Annotated in this window: 16 protein-coding genes and 1 tRNA gene; 2 read left to right on the top strand and 15 right to left on the bottom strand. The window is 69.3% G+C overall.

Annotated elements, in window-relative coordinates; genetic code table 11:
* Positions 1–14: 14 nt before the first annotated feature.
* The 10 genes from Q0937_RS11835 to Q0937_RS11790 all read right to left on the bottom strand — a co-directional run bounded on the left by Q0937_RS11835 (position 15) and on the right by Q0937_RS11790 (position 7,419).
* Positions 15–926 carry a carbohydrate ABC transporter permease gene (locus Q0937_RS11835; RefSeq protein WP_299303838.1) on the bottom strand — a complete coding sequence of 304 codons (912 nt, stop codon included), beginning with the start codon at positions 924–926 and terminating at the stop codon, positions 15–17.
* Between the two features lie 12 nt (positions 927–938).
* Positions 939–1,961: a carbohydrate ABC transporter permease gene (locus tag Q0937_RS11830; RefSeq protein ID WP_299303836.1), complete on the bottom strand. Its 1,023-nt coding sequence runs from the start codon at positions 1,959–1,961 to the stop codon at positions 939–941.
* Between the two features lie 89 nt (positions 1,962–2,050).
* Positions 2,051–3,322: an ABC transporter substrate-binding protein gene (locus Q0937_RS11825; RefSeq protein ID WP_299303834.1), complete on the bottom strand. Its 1,272-nt coding sequence runs from the start codon at positions 3,320–3,322 to the stop codon at positions 2,051–2,053.
* A 242-nt stretch (positions 3,323–3,564) separates the two neighbouring features.
* Positions 3,565–3,637, bottom strand: a tRNA-Ala gene (locus Q0937_RS11820).
* A gap of 51 nt (positions 3,638–3,688) precedes the next feature.
* Complete coding sequence (locus tag Q0937_RS11815) at positions 3,689–4,321, bottom strand: histidine phosphatase family protein (protein WP_299303832.1); 633 nt, start codon at positions 4,319–4,321, stop codon at positions 3,689–3,691.
* Positions 4,318–4,695, bottom strand: a complete 378-nt coding sequence (gene rsfS / locus Q0937_RS11810; protein WP_299303830.1) for a ribosome silencing factor — start codon at positions 4,693–4,695, stop codon at positions 4,318–4,320. Before rsfS ends, Q0937_RS11815 begins: the two co-directional genes overlap by 4 nt.
* On the bottom strand, positions 4,692–5,261 hold the full coding sequence (locus Q0937_RS11805) for a hypothetical protein (RefSeq protein ID WP_299303828.1): 570 nt from the start codon (positions 5,259–5,261) through the stop codon (positions 4,692–4,694). The genes rsfS and Q0937_RS11805 overlap by 4 nt, the downstream gene beginning before the upstream one ends.
* The gene (gene nadD / locus Q0937_RS11800; RefSeq protein WP_299303826.1) at positions 5,258–5,863 is read right to left on the bottom strand and encodes a nicotinate-nucleotide adenylyltransferase; all 606 of its coding nucleotides are present in this window, start codon (positions 5,861–5,863) and stop codon (positions 5,258–5,260) included. The genes Q0937_RS11805 and nadD overlap by 4 nt, the downstream gene beginning before the upstream one ends.
* Positions 5,864–5,867: 4 nt before the next feature.
* A complete protein-coding gene (locus tag Q0937_RS11795) occupies positions 5,868–6,050 on the bottom strand; it encodes a hypothetical protein (RefSeq protein ID WP_299303824.1) in 183 nt (60 codons plus the stop codon).
* Positions 6,051–6,138: 88 nt separating this feature from the next.
* A complete protein-coding gene (locus tag Q0937_RS11790) occupies positions 6,139–7,419 on the bottom strand; it encodes a glutamate-5-semialdehyde dehydrogenase (protein ID WP_299303822.1) in 1,281 nt (426 codons plus the stop codon).
* Between the two features lie 136 nt (positions 7,420–7,555).
* Between Q0937_RS11790 and Q0937_RS11785 the strand changes: the two genes are divergently transcribed.
* Positions 7,556–7,804, top strand: coding sequence for a hypothetical protein (locus Q0937_RS11785; protein WP_299303819.1), 249 nt, complete (start codon positions 7,556–7,558; stop codon positions 7,802–7,804).
* Between the two features lie 4 nt (positions 7,805–7,808).
* Here the strand turns inward: Q0937_RS11785 and proB are convergent, their stop codons facing one another.
* From proB to Q0937_RS11760, 5 genes are all read right to left on the bottom strand, one after another.
* Complete coding sequence (gene proB / locus Q0937_RS11780) at positions 7,809–8,954, bottom strand: glutamate 5-kinase (protein WP_299303817.1); 1,146 nt, start codon at positions 8,952–8,954, stop codon at positions 7,809–7,811.
* Positions 8,951–10,483, bottom strand: a complete 1,533-nt coding sequence (gene obgE / locus Q0937_RS11775) for a GTPase ObgE (RefSeq protein WP_299303815.1) — start codon at positions 10,481–10,483, stop codon at positions 8,951–8,953. Before obgE ends, proB begins: the two co-directional genes overlap by 4 nt.
* Before the next feature lie 99 nt (positions 10,484–10,582).
* A complete protein-coding gene (gene rpmA, locus Q0937_RS11770; RefSeq protein ID WP_299303813.1) occupies positions 10,583–10,837 on the bottom strand; it encodes a 50S ribosomal protein L27 in 255 nt (84 codons plus the stop codon).
* A 33-nt stretch (positions 10,838–10,870) separates the two neighbouring features.
* Positions 10,871–11,179: a 50S ribosomal protein L21 gene (gene rplU / locus Q0937_RS11765; RefSeq protein ID WP_299303811.1), complete on the bottom strand. Its 309-nt coding sequence runs from the start codon at positions 11,177–11,179 to the stop codon at positions 10,871–10,873.
* Positions 11,180–11,431: 252 nt separating this feature from the next.
* The gene (locus tag Q0937_RS11760; RefSeq protein ID WP_299303809.1) at positions 11,432–14,257 is read right to left on the bottom strand and encodes an Rne/Rng family ribonuclease; all 2,826 of its coding nucleotides are present in this window, start codon (positions 14,255–14,257) and stop codon (positions 11,432–11,434) included.
* Positions 14,258–14,628: 371 nt separating this feature from the next.
* Between Q0937_RS11760 and Q0937_RS11755 the strand changes: the two genes are divergently transcribed.
* Positions 14,629–16,185 carry a cytochrome ubiquinol oxidase subunit I gene (locus tag Q0937_RS11755; RefSeq protein WP_299303807.1) on the top strand — a complete coding sequence of 519 codons (1,557 nt, stop codon included), beginning with the start codon at positions 14,629–14,631 and terminating at the stop codon, positions 16,183–16,185.
* Positions 16,186–16,195: the final 10 nt, after the last annotated feature.

Genomic DNA, 16,195 nt, shown 5'->3' with positions numbered 1-16,195 from the left:
GGTGCGCTCCCCTCTCAGCCCTTGACCGCGCCCTGCATGATGCCCTGGACCAGCTGACGGCCCGCCAGGAGGAACAGCAGCAGCAGCGGGATCACGGAGATCACCACTCCGGACATGATCAATGAGTAGTCCTTGAAGTAGGAGGCCTGCAGCTGCTGCAGCGCCACCGGGAGGGTGAGGCTGTCGCCGCGCAGGATGATGAAGGGCCAGAAGAAGTTCGTCCACGAGCCCACGAAGGTGAACAGGAACAGCATCGCACCGGCCCCCCGGGCTGCGGGGAGTGCGACATGCCAGTAGGTGCGCATCAGGCTGCAGCCGTCCATCCGAGCCGCCTCGATGAGCTCGAACGGCAGGGCGTCCTCGAGGTACTGGGTCATCCAGAAGACGCCGAAGGCGGTGACCAGGCCGGGGATGATGACGGCTTTGAGATCGCCCACCCAGCCGAGCTTCGCCATGATGATGAACAGCGGGATCACGCCGAGCTGGACCGGCACGGCCATCGTGGCGATGACGAAGACCAGCAGTGCCCGCCGCCCCCGGAAGCGCAGCTTGGAGAAGGCGTACCCGGCCAGGGTCGCGAAGAACACGACGGACAGCGAGGTCACGGTGGCGACGAAGACCGAGTTGAGCATCGCCGACCAGAAGTTGATGTCGGAGGCGATCACCTCGCGCATGTTCGCCAGCAGGTTCCCCTGCGGCAGCAGCGAGGGCAGCGGATTGCGGGCGATGGAGCCCGCGTCCGAAGAGGCCAGCAGCAGTGCGTAGTAGAGAGGGAAGAACGAGATCACCAGGACGACGCCCAGGAGGACGTAGTTCCACCAGTGCGGGCGGGCGTCGGCGCCTCCCCCGCCCTTGAGGCGACGGCGGGCGGCCGCCCGGGCCGCACCCTTGCCGGCGAACTGTTCGATGGCAGCGGTCGATTGCATGGTCCGTGCTCCTTACCGCGAGCTCTTGGCGGGGCCGCCGGCATTCGCGATGCGGCGGGTGATCAGGAAGTTGAGGATGCCGAAGGCGAGGATGATGAGGAAGAGCAGCCACGCCACGGCCGAGGCGCGTCCGAAGGCGACCTGCGGGCCCCAGCCGAGCTCGTAGAGGTACATCGTCAGCGTCATCCACTGGCGCGAGGCACCGCCCTGGCCGCCGGTGTCGAACATGCGCGGCTCGTCGAAGATCTGCAGTCCTCCGATGGTGGAGGTGATGACGACGAAGACGATGGTGGGGCGGAGCATAGGCACGGTGACGTGCCAGAAGCGCTTCATCCGCCCGGTGCCGTCGATGATCGCGGCTTCGTAGATCTCCCGTGGGACCGCCTGCATGGCGGCCAGGAAGATCAGGGCGTTGTAGCCGGTCCAGCGGAAGTTGACCATGGTGGCGATCGCGACGTGCGAGGCGAGCGCGTCCGAGTGCCAGCCGACGGCGGGCAGGTCGATCGCGGTCAGCACACCGTTGACGATCCCGGAGCTGTCAGCGAAGATCTTCGCGAAGATCAGCGAGACGGCGACGGGGGCGACCACGAACGGCACGAGCACCCCCATGCGCCAGAACGTCTTCGCGCGCAGGTTCGCATCGAGCACGTAGGCGATGAGGATCGCCGCGATCACCTGCGGCACGGAGGACAGGAGGAAGATCGAGAAGGTGTTGCGCAGCGCCTTGTAGAAGCTGTCGGTGCCGAGCACGAACTGGAAGTTCGCCAGTCCCACGAAGTCGCCCTGGCCGCGGATCAGATCCCAGTCGTGCAGCGACACCCATGCGGTGTACAGCATGGGGAACAGTCCGGTGAGGAGGAACAGCACGAAGAACGGGCTGATGAACAGGAACGGCGTGAACCGCATGTCCAGCCGCGACAGGGCGGAGCGCCAGGCGGGCCGCGGTCGACGCGGGGCAGGGCCCGCGCCCGGGGGTGGGCCGGCCGAGTCGGAGCTCGTCTCGGGCCGAGGGGTCGGGCGGGTCGAAGTGGTCACCGGGTTCCTTTCTGCAGGACCGCGCGACGGCGGCGGCTCCTTCGGGAGCGAGCCGCCGCCGTCGTCTGCGGTCAGCGGGTGGGGCTGAGTCAGAGACCCAGCTCGTCGTAGGCGGTCAGCGCCTGCTCCCAGGACTCCGCGGGATCCATGCCGTCGACGTCCCAGCGGGTGATCGCATCGGCGAGCACCGTGTTGATGACGAAGAAGTTCGGGCCCATGAACGGCTGCACGTCGATCGCGGTCGCGCGCTCGGAGTAGATCTCACCGACGGGTGCGCTGTTGAAGAACTCGTTGACCGCACTGGTCACGCCCTCGTCGGCGAGCGCATCGACCTGGCTGGGGAAGGCACCGACGGCCTGGAATGCGACCACCTGCTGCTCGGGCGCGGTGAGCCACGCAGCGAGCTTCTTGGCCTCCTCGACGTTCTCCCCCTGCGCCGGGACGGCGAGATAGGAGCCGCCCCAGTTGCCGCCGCCGCCGGGGAAGACATCAGCGATGTCCCAGCCCTCGACGTCGTCGGCGTTGCCGGCCAGCGGGCCCATCATCCACGGCGGGCAGAGCATGGTGGCGAAGCCGTCGGACTGGAATGCTGCGGTCCAGTCCTCCTCCCACTGCTTGAATCCGGCGGAGATGTCCTTGAACTCCACCAGGAGGTCGTAGATCGCCTTGACGTCGGTGTTCTCCGCGAGCGGGACGGGCGTGCCGTCAGCGGTCTCGTAGGGGTGGGTGAGCTGCTGGACCATGCCGTTGAAGGTCCCGCCGGCGCCGTCGAACCACGGGATGCCGGTCTCCTCCACGAACTGCCGACCAGCCTCGAAGTAGGTGCGCCAGTCGCCGGTGAGCGTCTCCGCGAGCTCGGTGCGGTCGCTGGGCAGCTCGCTCTTGCCGACCAGGTCGGCGCGGTAGGCCAGAGCCTCGGGGCCGATGTCGGTGCCGTAGCCGATGAGCTTGCCGTCGATCGTGGCAGCTTCGGCCTTCCAGTCCAGCCAGCGGCCCTCGACCGCTGGATCGGCGAGGTCCTCGAAGATGTCGGCGTACTGGGCGAGCTCGGCCCACCAGCCGACCTCGACGCCTTCGACGTCCGCCAGACCCGACCCGGCGGCGAGCCCGGTCATGAGGTTCGCGCGAGCGTCATCACTGGTGGCAGCCTTCTTGTGGGTGATCTTGACGCCCGGGTTCGCCTCCTCGTACTTCGCGAAGAGGTCCTCGTAGCCGAACTCGTTGAAGGTCGCGACGGACAGCTCGATGTCACCACCCTCGCCGCCACCTCCTCCGCCGGAATTGGTGCTGCAGCCGACGACGGCTGCGGTCGCAGCGGTGGCAGCCGAGGCGGCCAGCGCGGTTCTGCGAGTGATCTTCATGGTGAACTCCTTCGTCCAGTCCTGCGGTCATATTCTGAGAGCGCTCTCACGCTGCAGATTTCTGAGAGCGCTCTCAGCGGGGGTGTGCGCCACAGTACACGAGGTTCGCGGGGAAGGAAGGGGGTGGAGGTCTCGATCCGGTCTCGCCGGAAACGCGCCCAGCAGCATGCCCAGAAACGCAGAAGGACCCCACCTCGCGGTGGGGCCCTTCTGACGAGTCACTGTCTCAAGAGTTTCTCGAGTGGAGCTAAGGGGATTCGAACCCCTGACCTCTTCCATGCCATGGAAGCGCGCTACCAACTGCGCCATAGCCCCGAATCGGGTGCCGCCCGCAGGCGACTCGTCGATATTACCCCGCTGTGCACCTCAGATGAAATCGGGGGGCAGGTTGTGTGACACCAACCTCATCAGGCCGTTCGCCGGCTCCCCGACGAGCAGCTCGAGGACGGAGCGGTGGCAGTTCTCGAGCCCCGAGAGGCCTCGGAATCCGTTCGTGTCCAGGCCCAGCAGTGCGGTGATGCCCAGTGTGATCGCCGCGCCATGGGCGACCACCATCACGGTGCCGCCGGCATGCTGCGCCACCAGCTCACGGCAGGCCGCAGCCACTCGCTCCCCCACCACGGGCCGGTCCTCGACCTCGAGCCCGAGGACCGGACGGTGCGCCCGCCAGTCCGCGTGCTCCTCGGGCCACCGTCGCCTGATCTCGTCCCCGCGCAGCCCCTCCCAGCGGCCGAAGCCGCGTTCGAGGAAGGCCTCGTCGGTGGCGACGTCCAGTCCGCTGCCGCGGGAGATGATGCGGGCGGTCTCCAGCGCACGGTCGAGCGGCGAGGCGATGATGACGTCCGGAGGATTCTTCGCGACCGACGCGGTGAGCGACTCCGCCTGGCGCACGCCGGTCGAGTTCAGCGGGATGTCGACCTGGCCCTGCAGGCGCCCCTCACGGTTGTAGTCCGTCTGTCCGTGGCGCACCAGGACCAGACGCGTACGGGCGGACCTCACTCCGGGCGGCCCTCGGCGATCTGCAGGTCCAGCACGGGGGCGTCGCGCCACAGCCGTTCGAGCGCGTAGAACGCGCGGTCCTCGGAATGCTGGACGTGCACCACGATGTCGCCGTAGTCCAGCAGCACCCAACGGGCGTCGCGCTCGCCCTCACGGCGCAGCGGCTTGCGGCGACGCTCCTTCAGCAGCGCCTCCTCGATGCCGTTGACGATGGCGGACACCTGCCGCTCGGAGTCGCCGCTGCAGACGAGGAAGACGTCGGTGATGACCACCAGCTCGGAGACGTCGAGACCGATGACCTCCTCGGCGAGCTTGTCGGCGGCGGCCTGGCCGGCCACCTGAGCGAGGTCGAGAGATTCTTCAGGGGCGCTCACGCGGAAATGTCCTCCGAGACGGAATGGGTGTGGAACGGGTCGAGCAGAGCGGTCTCCGGGGCGGAGGCCACGCCGGGGCCGATGACCCCGGTCAGCATCAGGGCGAGCAGCACGAGGAAGGCGATGGCGATGAGGGCCCACACCAACCAGACCAGGGCACGCCCCGCGGAACGTTCCGGCCGATGGAGCACCTTGCCGTCGAAGCGCGGCGCAGGGCGCGGTTCCGGGGCGTCGAGGACGGAGAGCTCACCGAGCTCCACCCCGTCGTGGTCATGGGTGGCGGTGCTCGCGGACGCTCCCTCCGCGGAGGTGCCGACGGCAGGACTCGCGGCGAGGGCCGGGCCGGGGTCCTCGCTGAGCTCGATGATGCGGGCGCGGCGGCCGAACTTGCGCAGAGCGGGCACGGCGGATCCGGCGGGCGGCGGCGCGACGGCGCCACGGATTCCGGGCGCCGCCTGCGGCTGTGCGGGTTCCATCGCGGCACGGGCCTCCAGGGCAGCGCTCTCCTCGGGGGTCAGCTCCCGGGCGCGGCGTCCGCGCCGTGGAGTGGTCTCCGGCTCGGTCATCGACCGTCACCTCCTGTGTAGAGGGCGTACTTGTTGATGTATTGGACGACGCCGTCGGGCACCAGATACCAGACCGGTGCGCCCGCGGCGACCCGGGTGCGGCAGTCGGTGGAGCTGATCGCCATCGCGGGGACCTCGATCAGGGTGACGCCGTCCTCCGGCAGCCCGGAGGTGTCGAGCTCATGGCCGGGCCTGGTCACGCCGACGAAGTGGGCGAGATCGAAGATCTCCTCGGTGTCCTTCCAGGTCAAGATGTTCTGGAGGGCATCCGCGCCGGTGATGAAGAAGAGATCTGCCTCGGGCTGCTCTCGATGCAGGTCCCGCAGGGTGTCGATCGTGTAGGTGGCCCCGGGCCGATCGATGTCGACGCGGGAGACGGTGAACACGGGGTTCGCCGCCGTCGCCACCACCGTCATCAGGTAACGGTCCTCGGGACCCGAGATCTCTCGATCCGCCTTCTGCCACGGCCTGCCGGTCGGCACGAAGATGACCTCGTCGAGCGCGAAGACGCTCTGGACCTCGCTGGCGGCGACGAGGTGGCCGTGATGGATGGGATCGAAGGTCCCGCCCATCACGCCGATCCGTCGTCGCTGCAGCTCCACGGGGTCAGTCGTCGGAACCGGGGGTGTTCTTCTTGTCCAGGCTGCGCTGATGCGCACCGCCGACGAGCCAGGTGAGGCCCAGCAGCGCCATCAGGATGATGAACATCCCGATGCCGACGGCGGGGGCGGGAAGCCCCTCGCTGGCAAGGACGCCGGACTCGGCGAGGATCATGAGCTGATCAGTCATGTTCTTGATGACCTTTCCACGGGTGACCGGGCCATCATCCCACAGCAACGCGCAGGCTCATGCCCCGGCGCGCGCGATGCGAGTGGGGTCACGGCCGCACCTGCCCCTGTCCCACCACCAGCCATTTGCTCGCCGTGATCTCCCGCAGCCCCATCGGTCCGCGGGCATGGAGCTTCTGGGTCGAGATGCCGATCTCCGCGCCGAAGCCGAACTCCCCGCCGTCGGAGAAACGGGTGGAGGCGTTCGCCATCACCACCGCGGAGTCCACCTCGCCCAGGAAGCGCTGCTGGGAGGGCGCGTCGCGGGTGAGGATGGATTCCGTGTGGCCGGTGGAATGCGCCCGGATATGGGCGAGCGCCTCGTCGAGGTCGTCGACCACCTTCACCGCGAGCTCGAGCGCCAGGTATTCGGTGTCCCAGTCCTCGGCGACTGCCTCGATCACCTCAGCCCCCGTGCCCGCCGCAGCGAGGATCGCGGAGGCCCTCTCCTCGGCATGCAGGCGCACCCCGGCCTCCGCGAGCGGTGCGGCGAGGAGGGGCAGTGCTTCCTCGGCGATGTCCTGGTGGACCAGCAGGGTCTCGAGCGCATTGCACACCCCGACCCGCTGCGTCTTGGCGTTGACGACGATCCGCACCGCCTGATCGAGGTCCGCGGAGGCATCGATCAGCACGTGCGTCTTCCCGGTACCGGTCTCGATCACCGGCACCAGGGAGTTCTCCACCACCCTGCGGATCAGGCCGGCGCCGCCGCGCGGGATCAGCACGTCCACCAGGCCGCGGGCGCGCATGAGCACGTCCACACCCTCGCGGCCGTGCTCGTCGATCCCGACGATCAGGTCCTCGGGGAGGTCGTGGGCGGCCAGCACCGAGCGCAGCACCGCGATCAGGGCGGTGTTGGAGTGCAGTGCCGCCGAGCCTCCGCGCAGCACCACCGCGCTGCCCGCCTTGAGCGCCAGGCCCGCAGCGTCGACGGTGACATTCGGGCGTGCCTCGTAGACCATGCCGATCACGCCCATCGGCACCCGCACCTCACGCAGCTCGAGTCCGTTCTCGAGCACGGAGCCGCGCACCACCTCGCCGATCGGGTCGGGCAGGGCCGCCGCGTCCCGCAGCTGCTGGGCGATCGCCGCGACCCGCTGAGCGTCCAGGGCGAGCCGGTCGCGGAGCCCCGGGGCGATCCCGGAGGCGTCGGCCGCCGCGAGATCCCGCGCGTTCGCGTCGACGATCTCCGCGGCCCGCTCCACGAGCGCCTCGGCCATGGCCAGCAGCACCCGGTCCTTGGTCCCGCGGTGCAGGCGGGCCAGAGCCGGCTGCGCGTCCTTCGCGGCGCGGGCGGCGGCGAGGACTGCGGTGGTCACAGGAGTTTCCATGCCTGGAGTCTACGAGAGCGGCATTCAGGTGCTCACGCGCGTCCGCCCAGCAGATGTCCGGGGTCGCCGCGGAGTCGGTGCTGCCGGTCCTCCCCGGCAAGACGGTGATCATCACCGCGGGCGCCTCACCTCCGGGATGATCCGCTCTCCCCGTCCGACGTTCCTCGCCTACGCGCTGCTGGCAGCCGTGGCCTGGTCGCTCCACGACATCGGGATCGGGATGGCCGGCGGTGACCTGTTCCGCGAACAGCCGCTGCTGGGCGTGGTCATCGGCGTGGGACTCGCGCTGCTGATCAGCACGATCATCGAGCGGGTGCGGGTGGCACGGGAGCGCCGCACGGTGGCCGGATCGCGCACGGCGCGGAGGGCCTTCGCCACGCACTGAGCTCTCAGAGCATCACCAGCTGATCGCGGTGGATCGCGGGACGGCGGAACCTCTCGCCCAGCTGCTCCCGCGCCTCGTCGGTGCCCAGGCCGGCCATCACCCGCAGCTCGTCGCTGCTGAAGGAGGCGATCCCGCGGGCGATCACCGCACCGTCCGGGGCGACGACGTCGACCGGGACCCCGGCCGGGAAGATGCCCTCGACCCGCGAGATGCCGACGGCCAGCAGCGAACGACGGCGGCTGCGCACGGCATCGGCCGCGCCCTCGTCCAGATGCAGGCTGCCCGCCCCTCGCGTCGCGAACCGCAGCCAGACCAGCCGGGAACGGCGACGGCCGTGGTGGGCGGGGAAGAAGGTGCCCACGTCCTGACCTTCGATCGCTGCGGAGAACTGCTCGGCTGAGGTCATCAGGGCAGCGGTCCCGGTGGTCGCGGCGAGCTGCGCCGCCGAGAGCTTCGTGACCATCCCCCCGGTGCCGACCTTCGAACCGACCGGGCCGATGTTCACCCCGGCCAGCCGCGCCACATCGTCGACCTGGCCGATGCGCTCGGCACCGGGCTCCCGCGGCGGCGCGGTGTACAGGGCGTCGACGTCGGTGAGCAGGATCAGGGCGTCGGCGCCCAGCAGCTGGGCGACCAGCGCCGCGAGGCGGTCATTGTCCCCGAAGCGGATCTCGTGGGTGGCGGTGGTGTCGTTCTCGTTGACGACCGGCACCGCCCCCAGGTCCAGCAGCGACTCGAGGGCGCTGCGCACGTTGCGGTAGGTCTGCGGCCGGATCACATCGGACTCGGTGAGCAGCACCTGCCCGGTGATCAGATGGTGGGCGGCGAAAGCACCGGACCAGGCGCTCGCCAGCAGCGCCTGGCCCACGCTCGCGGCGGCCTGCTGCAGCTCGACCGCGGCAGGGCGCGCGGACATCCCCAGCGGTCCCAGCGCCGCCGCGATGGCGCCCGAGGAGACGATCACCAGCTCGGTGCCCCGGCCGGCCAGGGCCGCGGCGGTGTCCGCGATCTGCTGGATGCGGAGATGGTCGAGGCGGCCGCGCTCATCGGTCAGGCTCGAGGACCCGATCTTGACGACGATGCGGCGGGCCGTCGCGAGCGTCTCGCGAGAGGTGAGCCGCTCCGGTTGGCGCAGCTCGGTGGCGCTCACCGGGCCTCGTCCTCCGAGGCGGGGTCGGCCCAGTGACCGGCCCGTCGCTCCTCCTCCATCGCGGAGATCCGCTGCATCCGAGCCTCGGTGCGGGTGCGCTGCAGCTCCCGCTTCGCCTCCCGCGTGGGTCGCGAGTGATCCTCGAACCGCTCATCGGTGCCACGGCGGCCCAGCATCTCCGCGCCGCCGACCATCGTCGGCTCCCAGTCGAAGACCACCGCGTCCTCGCCCGGACCGATCAGCACCGTCGAGCCCGCGACGGCGCCTGCGGCGTACAGCTGATCCTCGACGCCGAGCTTCGCGAGCCGGTCGGCGAGATAGCCGACAGCCTCGTCGTTGGTGAAGTCGGTCTGGCGCACCCAGCGTTCGGGCTTGTCTCCCTTGATGCGGAAGGCGGTGTGCCCGTCGTACTGCTCGGTGACCACCGCGAAGCCCTTGTCGTCGACCGCCCTGGGGGTCAGCACGATGGGGGCGGCCTCCGGCTCGGGCAGCTGCGCCCGCGCCTTCTCGACCAGGTCGCCGAGCACGAAGGACAGCTCGCGCAGCCCCTTGCGGGAGACGGCGGAGACGTCCAGGATCGGGACCTCGCGCTCGCCGAGCTGTGCGCGGACCATGTCGGCCATGTCCGCCCCATCGGGCAGATCTGTCTTGTTCAGCACCACCACGGTGGGCCGCTCCATGAGCGGCACCCGGCTGCCCGCCTCCTCGTCGAGGCTCGCCGCATAGGTGGCCAGCTCGTGCTCGATGGTCGCGAGGTCCCCCACCGGGTCGCGATCCGATTCGAGCGCCGCCGCGTCCAGCACGTGCACGATGACGTGGCAGCGCTCGATGTGGCGCAGGAAGTCCAGGCCGAGGCCCTTGCCCTGACTGGCACCGGGGATGAGGCCCGGGACGTCGGCGATCGTATAGCGGTGCTCCCCCGCCTCGACCACGCCGAGGTTCGGCACGAGGGTGGTGAAGGGGTAGTCGGCGATCTTCGGCCGGGCGGCGCTCATCGCGGCGATCAGGGAGGATTTCCCGGCGCTGGGGTATCCCACCAGTGCGACGTCCGCGACCGTCTTCAGCTCGAGCACCAGAGTGCGCTCCTGCCCGGGCTCGCCGAGCAGGGCGAAGCCGGGGGCCACGCGCTGAGCGGTGGCCAGCGCCGCGTTGCCGAGGCCGCCGCTGCCGCCGCGGGCGGCGACGAAGCGGGTGCCGATGCCGACCATGTCGATCAGGACCGTGCCGTCCTCGTCGGTGACCACGGTGCCGTCGGGGACCGGGAGGACGAGGTCCTCACCGCCGGCGCCATGTCGCAGGTCACCCTTGCCGAAACCGCCGCTGGTCGCCTTCTGATGAGGCTTGTGGTGGTACGCCAGGAGCGTGGTGGTCGACCCGTCGACCTCGAGGATCACGTCGCCGCCGCGGCCGCCGTTGGCGCCATCGGGACCGGCCAGGGGCTTGAACTTCTCGCGACGGATCGAGGCGGTGCCGTTTCCGCCCGATCCCCCGGCGACCTGAAGCTGGACGCGGTCGACGAATGTGGCCATGGGTGCACTCCGATGATGGTGAGAAAAAGCATCGAGGGGCGGAGCGTTCGGCTCCGCCCCTCGAAGGACGCTGTGTGCCCCGGGATCCGGGGCAAGCGGTCAGACCGTCTCGACGATGCTGACCACGCGACGGTCGCGCTTGCGACCGAATTCGACGGTGCCCGCGGTGAGCGCGAACAAGGTGTCGTCGTTGCCGCGACCCACACCGTCGCCGGGGTGGATCTTGGTGCCGCGCTGGCGCACGATGATCTCGCCTGCGCCGACGTTCTGGCCGCCGAAACGCTTGACGCCGAGGCGCTGGGAGTTGGAATCGCGCCCGTTCTTGGAGGAGCTGACGCCCTTCTTAGATGCCATCTGGGATCAATCCTTGTCTGTTCGGGGGATCGCTCAGGCGATTCCGGTGATCTTCAGCCGGGTCAGCTCCTGGCGGTGGCCCTGGCGCTTCTTGTAGCCCGTCTTGTTCTTGTAGCGGAGGATGCGGATCTTCTCGCCGCGGAGGTCTTCGACCTTCTCGGCGGTGACCTTCACCTTGGCAAGCTCGTTCTGTGCGGAGGTGACCGTGTCACCGTCGACCAGCAGCACGGGAGCGAGATCGATGCTGTCGCCCGCCTCGCCTGCCACACGGTTGATCACGATGGTGTCACCGACCGACACCTTCTCCTGACGACCGCCTGCGCGGACGATTGCGTACACCACGTCAATGCTCCATCTTGTGAATCGAATTCGAGACATGCTCCCTGCCGGGTGTCATCGCGGACCTGCGACCGTCAACCGGACCTGAGCCCTGTACGAACAGGGTCAGGCGGGAGATGCGGTCGCGCGATGCCCACCGGGAGCACGACTGTGGCACGTTTTGCGCCAGGGAACAGCTTACGATCCCGACACCCGCCGGTCAACCACCGGACACGGTCCGACCTGCGAGAACGCGGTCACACCCTGTGGAACGCATCACCCCTGACCGGGTGCGTCCTGCTCCCAGGTCGATGTCGAGTGCTCTGCTGCGTCCTCGGCTGCGTCCGCAGCGGCGTGCACGACCTGGCCATCGACGGTCACCTCGGGCTGCGCATGCGCCCCGGAGGCCGCCGCGATGGAGGCGATGGTGGCGCGAGCGAGGGCACGGCTGTCGGCATCGTCCTCGAGACGATGCACATCGGCCTGCGACTCCTCGGACCCGGCGTCACCGTTCTCGCCCTCCTCCTTGGCGCCGCCGCGGGTCCGGCGCCCGCGGCGTCGCGAGGACTTCGAGGAGTCATCCCCGCCGTTCTCGCCGTGGCTGCTGCCATTGCCGCCGCCGTGGCTGTGGGTGCCGTCGACGTCGACCACCAGGCCGCGCCCGTTGCAGTGCTCGCAGGTGCTGGAGAAGGTCTCCACCAGACCCTGGCCCACGCGCTTGCGGGTCATCTGCACCAGGCCCAGCGAGGTGACCTCGGCGACCTGGTGCTTGGTGCGGTCACGGCCCAGGCACTCGACCAGGCGCCGGAGCACCAGATCCCGGTTGGACTCGAGCACCATGTCGATGAAGTCGATGACGATGATGCCGCCGATGTCGCGCAGCCGCAGCTGACGCACGATCTCCTCGGCGGATTCGAGGTTGTTCTTGGTGACGGTCTCCTCGAGGGAGCCGCCGGTGCCGGTGAACTTGCCGGTGTTCACATCGACCACGGTCATCGCCTCGGTGCGATCGATCACCAGGGAGCCGCCGGAGGGCAGGTAGACCTTGCGGTCCATCGCCTTGAGCAGCTGCTCGTCGATGCGGTGCTTCGCGAAGACGTCCTTGTCGCCGACGTGGCGGGTGAGACGCTCCAGCAGATCCGGGGCCACATCGCTGATATAGGCGTGGACGTCCTGGTGGACTCGGTCACCCTCGACGATCAGGGAGGTGAAGTCCTCGTTGAAGACGTCACGCACCACCTTGATGGCGATGTCCGGCTCCTGCGAGAGGGCGACCGGAGCAGCCTTGCTCTTCTGCGACTTCTCGATCTTCTCCCACTGGGCGCGCAGGCGCTCGACGTCGTGCGTCAGCTCCTGCTCGCTCGCCCCCTCGGCCGCGGTGCGCACGATGACGCCCGCATCCTCGGGGATGATCTCGCGCATGATCTTCTTCAGCCGTGCGCGCTCGGTGTCGGGCAGCTTGCGGGAGATGCCGGTCATGGACCCGCCGGGCACGAACACCACGTAGCGACCGGGCAGGGAGATCTGGCTGGTCAGCCGCGCGCCCTTGTGGCCGATCGGGTCCTTGGTGACCTGGACCAGCACCGGGTCGCCGCTCTTCAGCGCGAGCTCGATGCGGCGCGGCTGGCCCTCGAGGCCCACGGCGTCCCAGTTGACCTCGCCGGCGTAGAGCACCGCATTGCGGCCCTTGCCGATGTCCACGAAGGCCGCCTCCATCGAGGGCAGCACGTTCTGGACCTTGCCCATGTAGACGTTGCCGACCATCGACGTCTGCGTCTTCTGCGCCACGTAGTGCTCGACCAGCACATCGTCCTCGAGCACTGCGATCTGCGTGCGGCCGGCGCGCTCGCGCACCACCATCGAACGCTTCACGGACTCACGGCGGGCCAGGAACTCCGACTCGGTGATGACGTTGCGGCGGCGACCGGCGTCACGGCCCTCGCGGCGGCGCTGGCGCTTGGCCTCGAGCCGGGTCGAGCCCTTGACGGCCTTGACCTCATCACGGGCATCGCGCACCTTGACCACGGTGTTCGGCGGATCATCGGGCGAGGTCGGCTCGTCCCCGCTGCTGCCGGAACGGCGACGACGCCGACGCCGACGGGAGCTGGAGGAGTTCCCGGCACCTGACTCGCTCCCCTCGCCGCTGTGGTCCTCATCCTCGGAGCCGTCCTGCGAGGAGTCCTCCGCGCCGTCGTCGTCGCGGCTGTCCTCCCCCTCCCCTGCGCCATCCTCGGTGCCCGAGCCGTCGTCGTCGCCGCGACCGCGGCCGCGTCGGCCCCGACCGCCACGACGGCGCCGGCGGCGTGAGTTCGAGCTCGAGCTGTCGGAGGAGGAGTCCTCGTCGCTGTCCTGATCGCTGTCGCTGTCGTCCTCGCCGGACCCGGAGTCCTCTGCGGCGTCGGACTCCGCCGCACCGGCGGTGCGCTGGGAGGAGCGACGCGACCGGCTGCGCCGGGAGCGGGAGGGCTGCTCCTCCTCGGTCTCGGAGTCCTGCTCCTCGCCCTCGTCCTCGGATCCCGCGGCGAAGGAGAGGTCAGCGCTGCCGACCGGGGCGTCCTGGGAGCCGACAGTGGTGCGGGGCTGAGCGGTGGGGGCCTGGAACAGCAGCGAGGCGAAATCCATCTGGACCTGCTCGCGGCGGCGAGCGCGGTCACCATCCGCCGTCGCGGCGGAATCGTCCGCGCCGGCGCCTCGGGCCGAGGCGAGGGCACGGAGGTCGCCGAGGACAGAGTTGTCGTCGGTCACCATCGCCGGCTCGACCGCAGCGGGCGTCTCCTCGACAGCCTGATCCTCGACAGCCTGAGGCTCCGGCGCGGGCTCCGCGACGGGCTCCGCCGCCGGGATCACCGGGGCGCCGGCCGGGGCTCCGGCGCGGCGTCGGGGGCGCTTGGCACGAGACGCTGCCGGAGGGGGCTCCGCCGCCGTCGGCTCCTGTGCGGCCACCACGGTGCGCGGGGCCGAGGTCTCCGGCTGCGGGACCGCAGGCGGGGTGAAGGAGGGGGCTCCGGCAGGGGCTCCTGCGCGCCGCCGACGACGAGCGGGAGCAGCGGGCTGCGTCTCGTCCGACGAATCGTTCTCGGGAATATGGGTGCTGTCAGCCATGCGGCCGTCTCCTTCTGGAGGACCAGCGCACCCTGGCCCCTTCTGGTCATCGTCGCTGTGGACGGAAGTCTCAAGCCCTCGCCGTCGCGCAGCTCCCCGATGGAAGCGCTGCGATGCCGACCGAGGGAACACTGCGGTCGCGGTCGTCCGCGTAGCCGGTGCTCCGACGTCACGACGCCGGGAGGTTCCCCCACCCGGTACGGAGCAGGAGAGTGCCGCGATCAGTATGGCACAGGGGGTGCTCCCCCCGGAGGCGACATGCTCGGATCGTTCGCGCGGGATGACGCTCGCAGGAGGGACCATCGTCCTTCGTCGCGTCGCTGACTGCCCGGTAGTTTTCATGACGGCGTGTCATCCACTCGGGAGGATCCATGGAAGCCCTCGACCTGGCACGGTGGCAGTTCGGCATCACCACCGTGTACCACTTCATCTTCGTTCCGCTCACGATCGGGCTCTCCCTGCTGGTCGCGATCATGCAGACCCGGGCGGTGTTCTCGAAGGACCCCGCGCGCAAGGACGCCTGGACGCGGATGACGAAGTTCTTCGGCTCGATGCTGATCGTGAACTTCGGCATCGGCATCGCCACCGGCATCGTCCAGGAGTTCCAGTTCGGCATGAACTGGTCCGAGTACTCCCGCTTCATCGGTGACGTCTTCGGAGCCCCTCTCGCCCTCGAGGGCCTCGCCGCCTTCTTCGTCGAATCCGTGTTCCTGGGTCTGTGGATCTTCGGCTGGGGCAAGATGCCCGAGAAGATCCATCTGCTGACGATCTGGGCGGTGGCGCTGGCGACCACGGGCTCGGCCTACTTCATCGTGGCTGCGAACTCGTTCATGCAGCACCCCGTCGGCGCGACGCTGAATCCCGAGACCGGTCGCGCCGAGCTGGACCCTTCGCAGGGCTCGCTCCTGGCGGTGCTGACGAACGTGACCACGCTCGCAGCCTTCCCCCATGTGGTCTCCGGCGCCTGGTTGGTCGCGGGTGCCTTCCTCACCGGTGTCGCCGCCTGGCACATGGTCCGCCACCACAATCGGGCCCGGGAGCTGGGCTTCGAGACCGAGGAGGGTCAGGAGCAGCACCTCGCCGCCCGTGATCTCTACCGTCCCACCGTCCGCTTCGGCGTCGTCGCGATGTGCGTGGCAGCGGTGGCGCTGGTGATCTCCGGCGACTTCCAGGCGCAGATCATGTTCAAGCAGCAGCCGATGAAGATGGCCTCGGCCGAGGCGCTGTGCGAGACCGAGACCGGCGCCTCCTTCTCGATCCTCTCCGTGGGCGGCCCCGAGGCCTTCGCCCAGGACTGCGAGGACGTCACCCACCTCATCGAGGTTCTCTACGTCACCTCGTTCCTGGCCACCCACACCTTCGACGCCACCCTGCAGGGCGTGGACGACCTCAACGCCCAGTACAAGGACCAGTTCGGCGAGACCGCGACCGATATCCACGGCAACGAGGTCGAGCTCGACTATCGACCCAACCTGTTCGTGACCTACTGGTCCTTCCGCCTGATGATGGGCCTGGCCGCCTTCAGCGGGATCCTCGCGCTCTGGACCCTGTGGGTCACCCGTGGCAAGGGCGAGAACGCCCGCACCACCGGGTCGAAGCGCTTCCAATGGTTCGCAGTGCTGGCGATCCCGATGCCGTTCTTCGCCAACGCCGCAGGCTGGGTGTTCACCGAGATCGGGCGACAGCCCTGGGTGGTGCACCCCAATCCCGATGATCCGACGATCCGGCTGATGACCATGCAGGGGGTCTCGAGCCATCCCGGCTGGATGGTGCTGACCTCGCTGGTCGCCTTCACGCTGGTGTACGGCGTGCTCGCGGTGCTCTGGTTCGGGATGATGCGCAGAGCCGCCCTGAAGGGGGTGCCGCTCGCGACACGCGATCCGGAGACCGACGAGCTCGACACCCCCACCCTGTCCTTCGACTACTGAGAAGGGACCA

Source organism: uncultured Brachybacterium sp. (assembly GCF_947500705.1).
Lineage (GTDB): Bacteria > Actinomycetota > Actinomycetes > Actinomycetales > Dermabacteraceae > Brachybacterium.
Note: the sequence above shows the minus strand (reverse complement) of the source record. Positions and strands in the feature narration are given on the sequence as shown.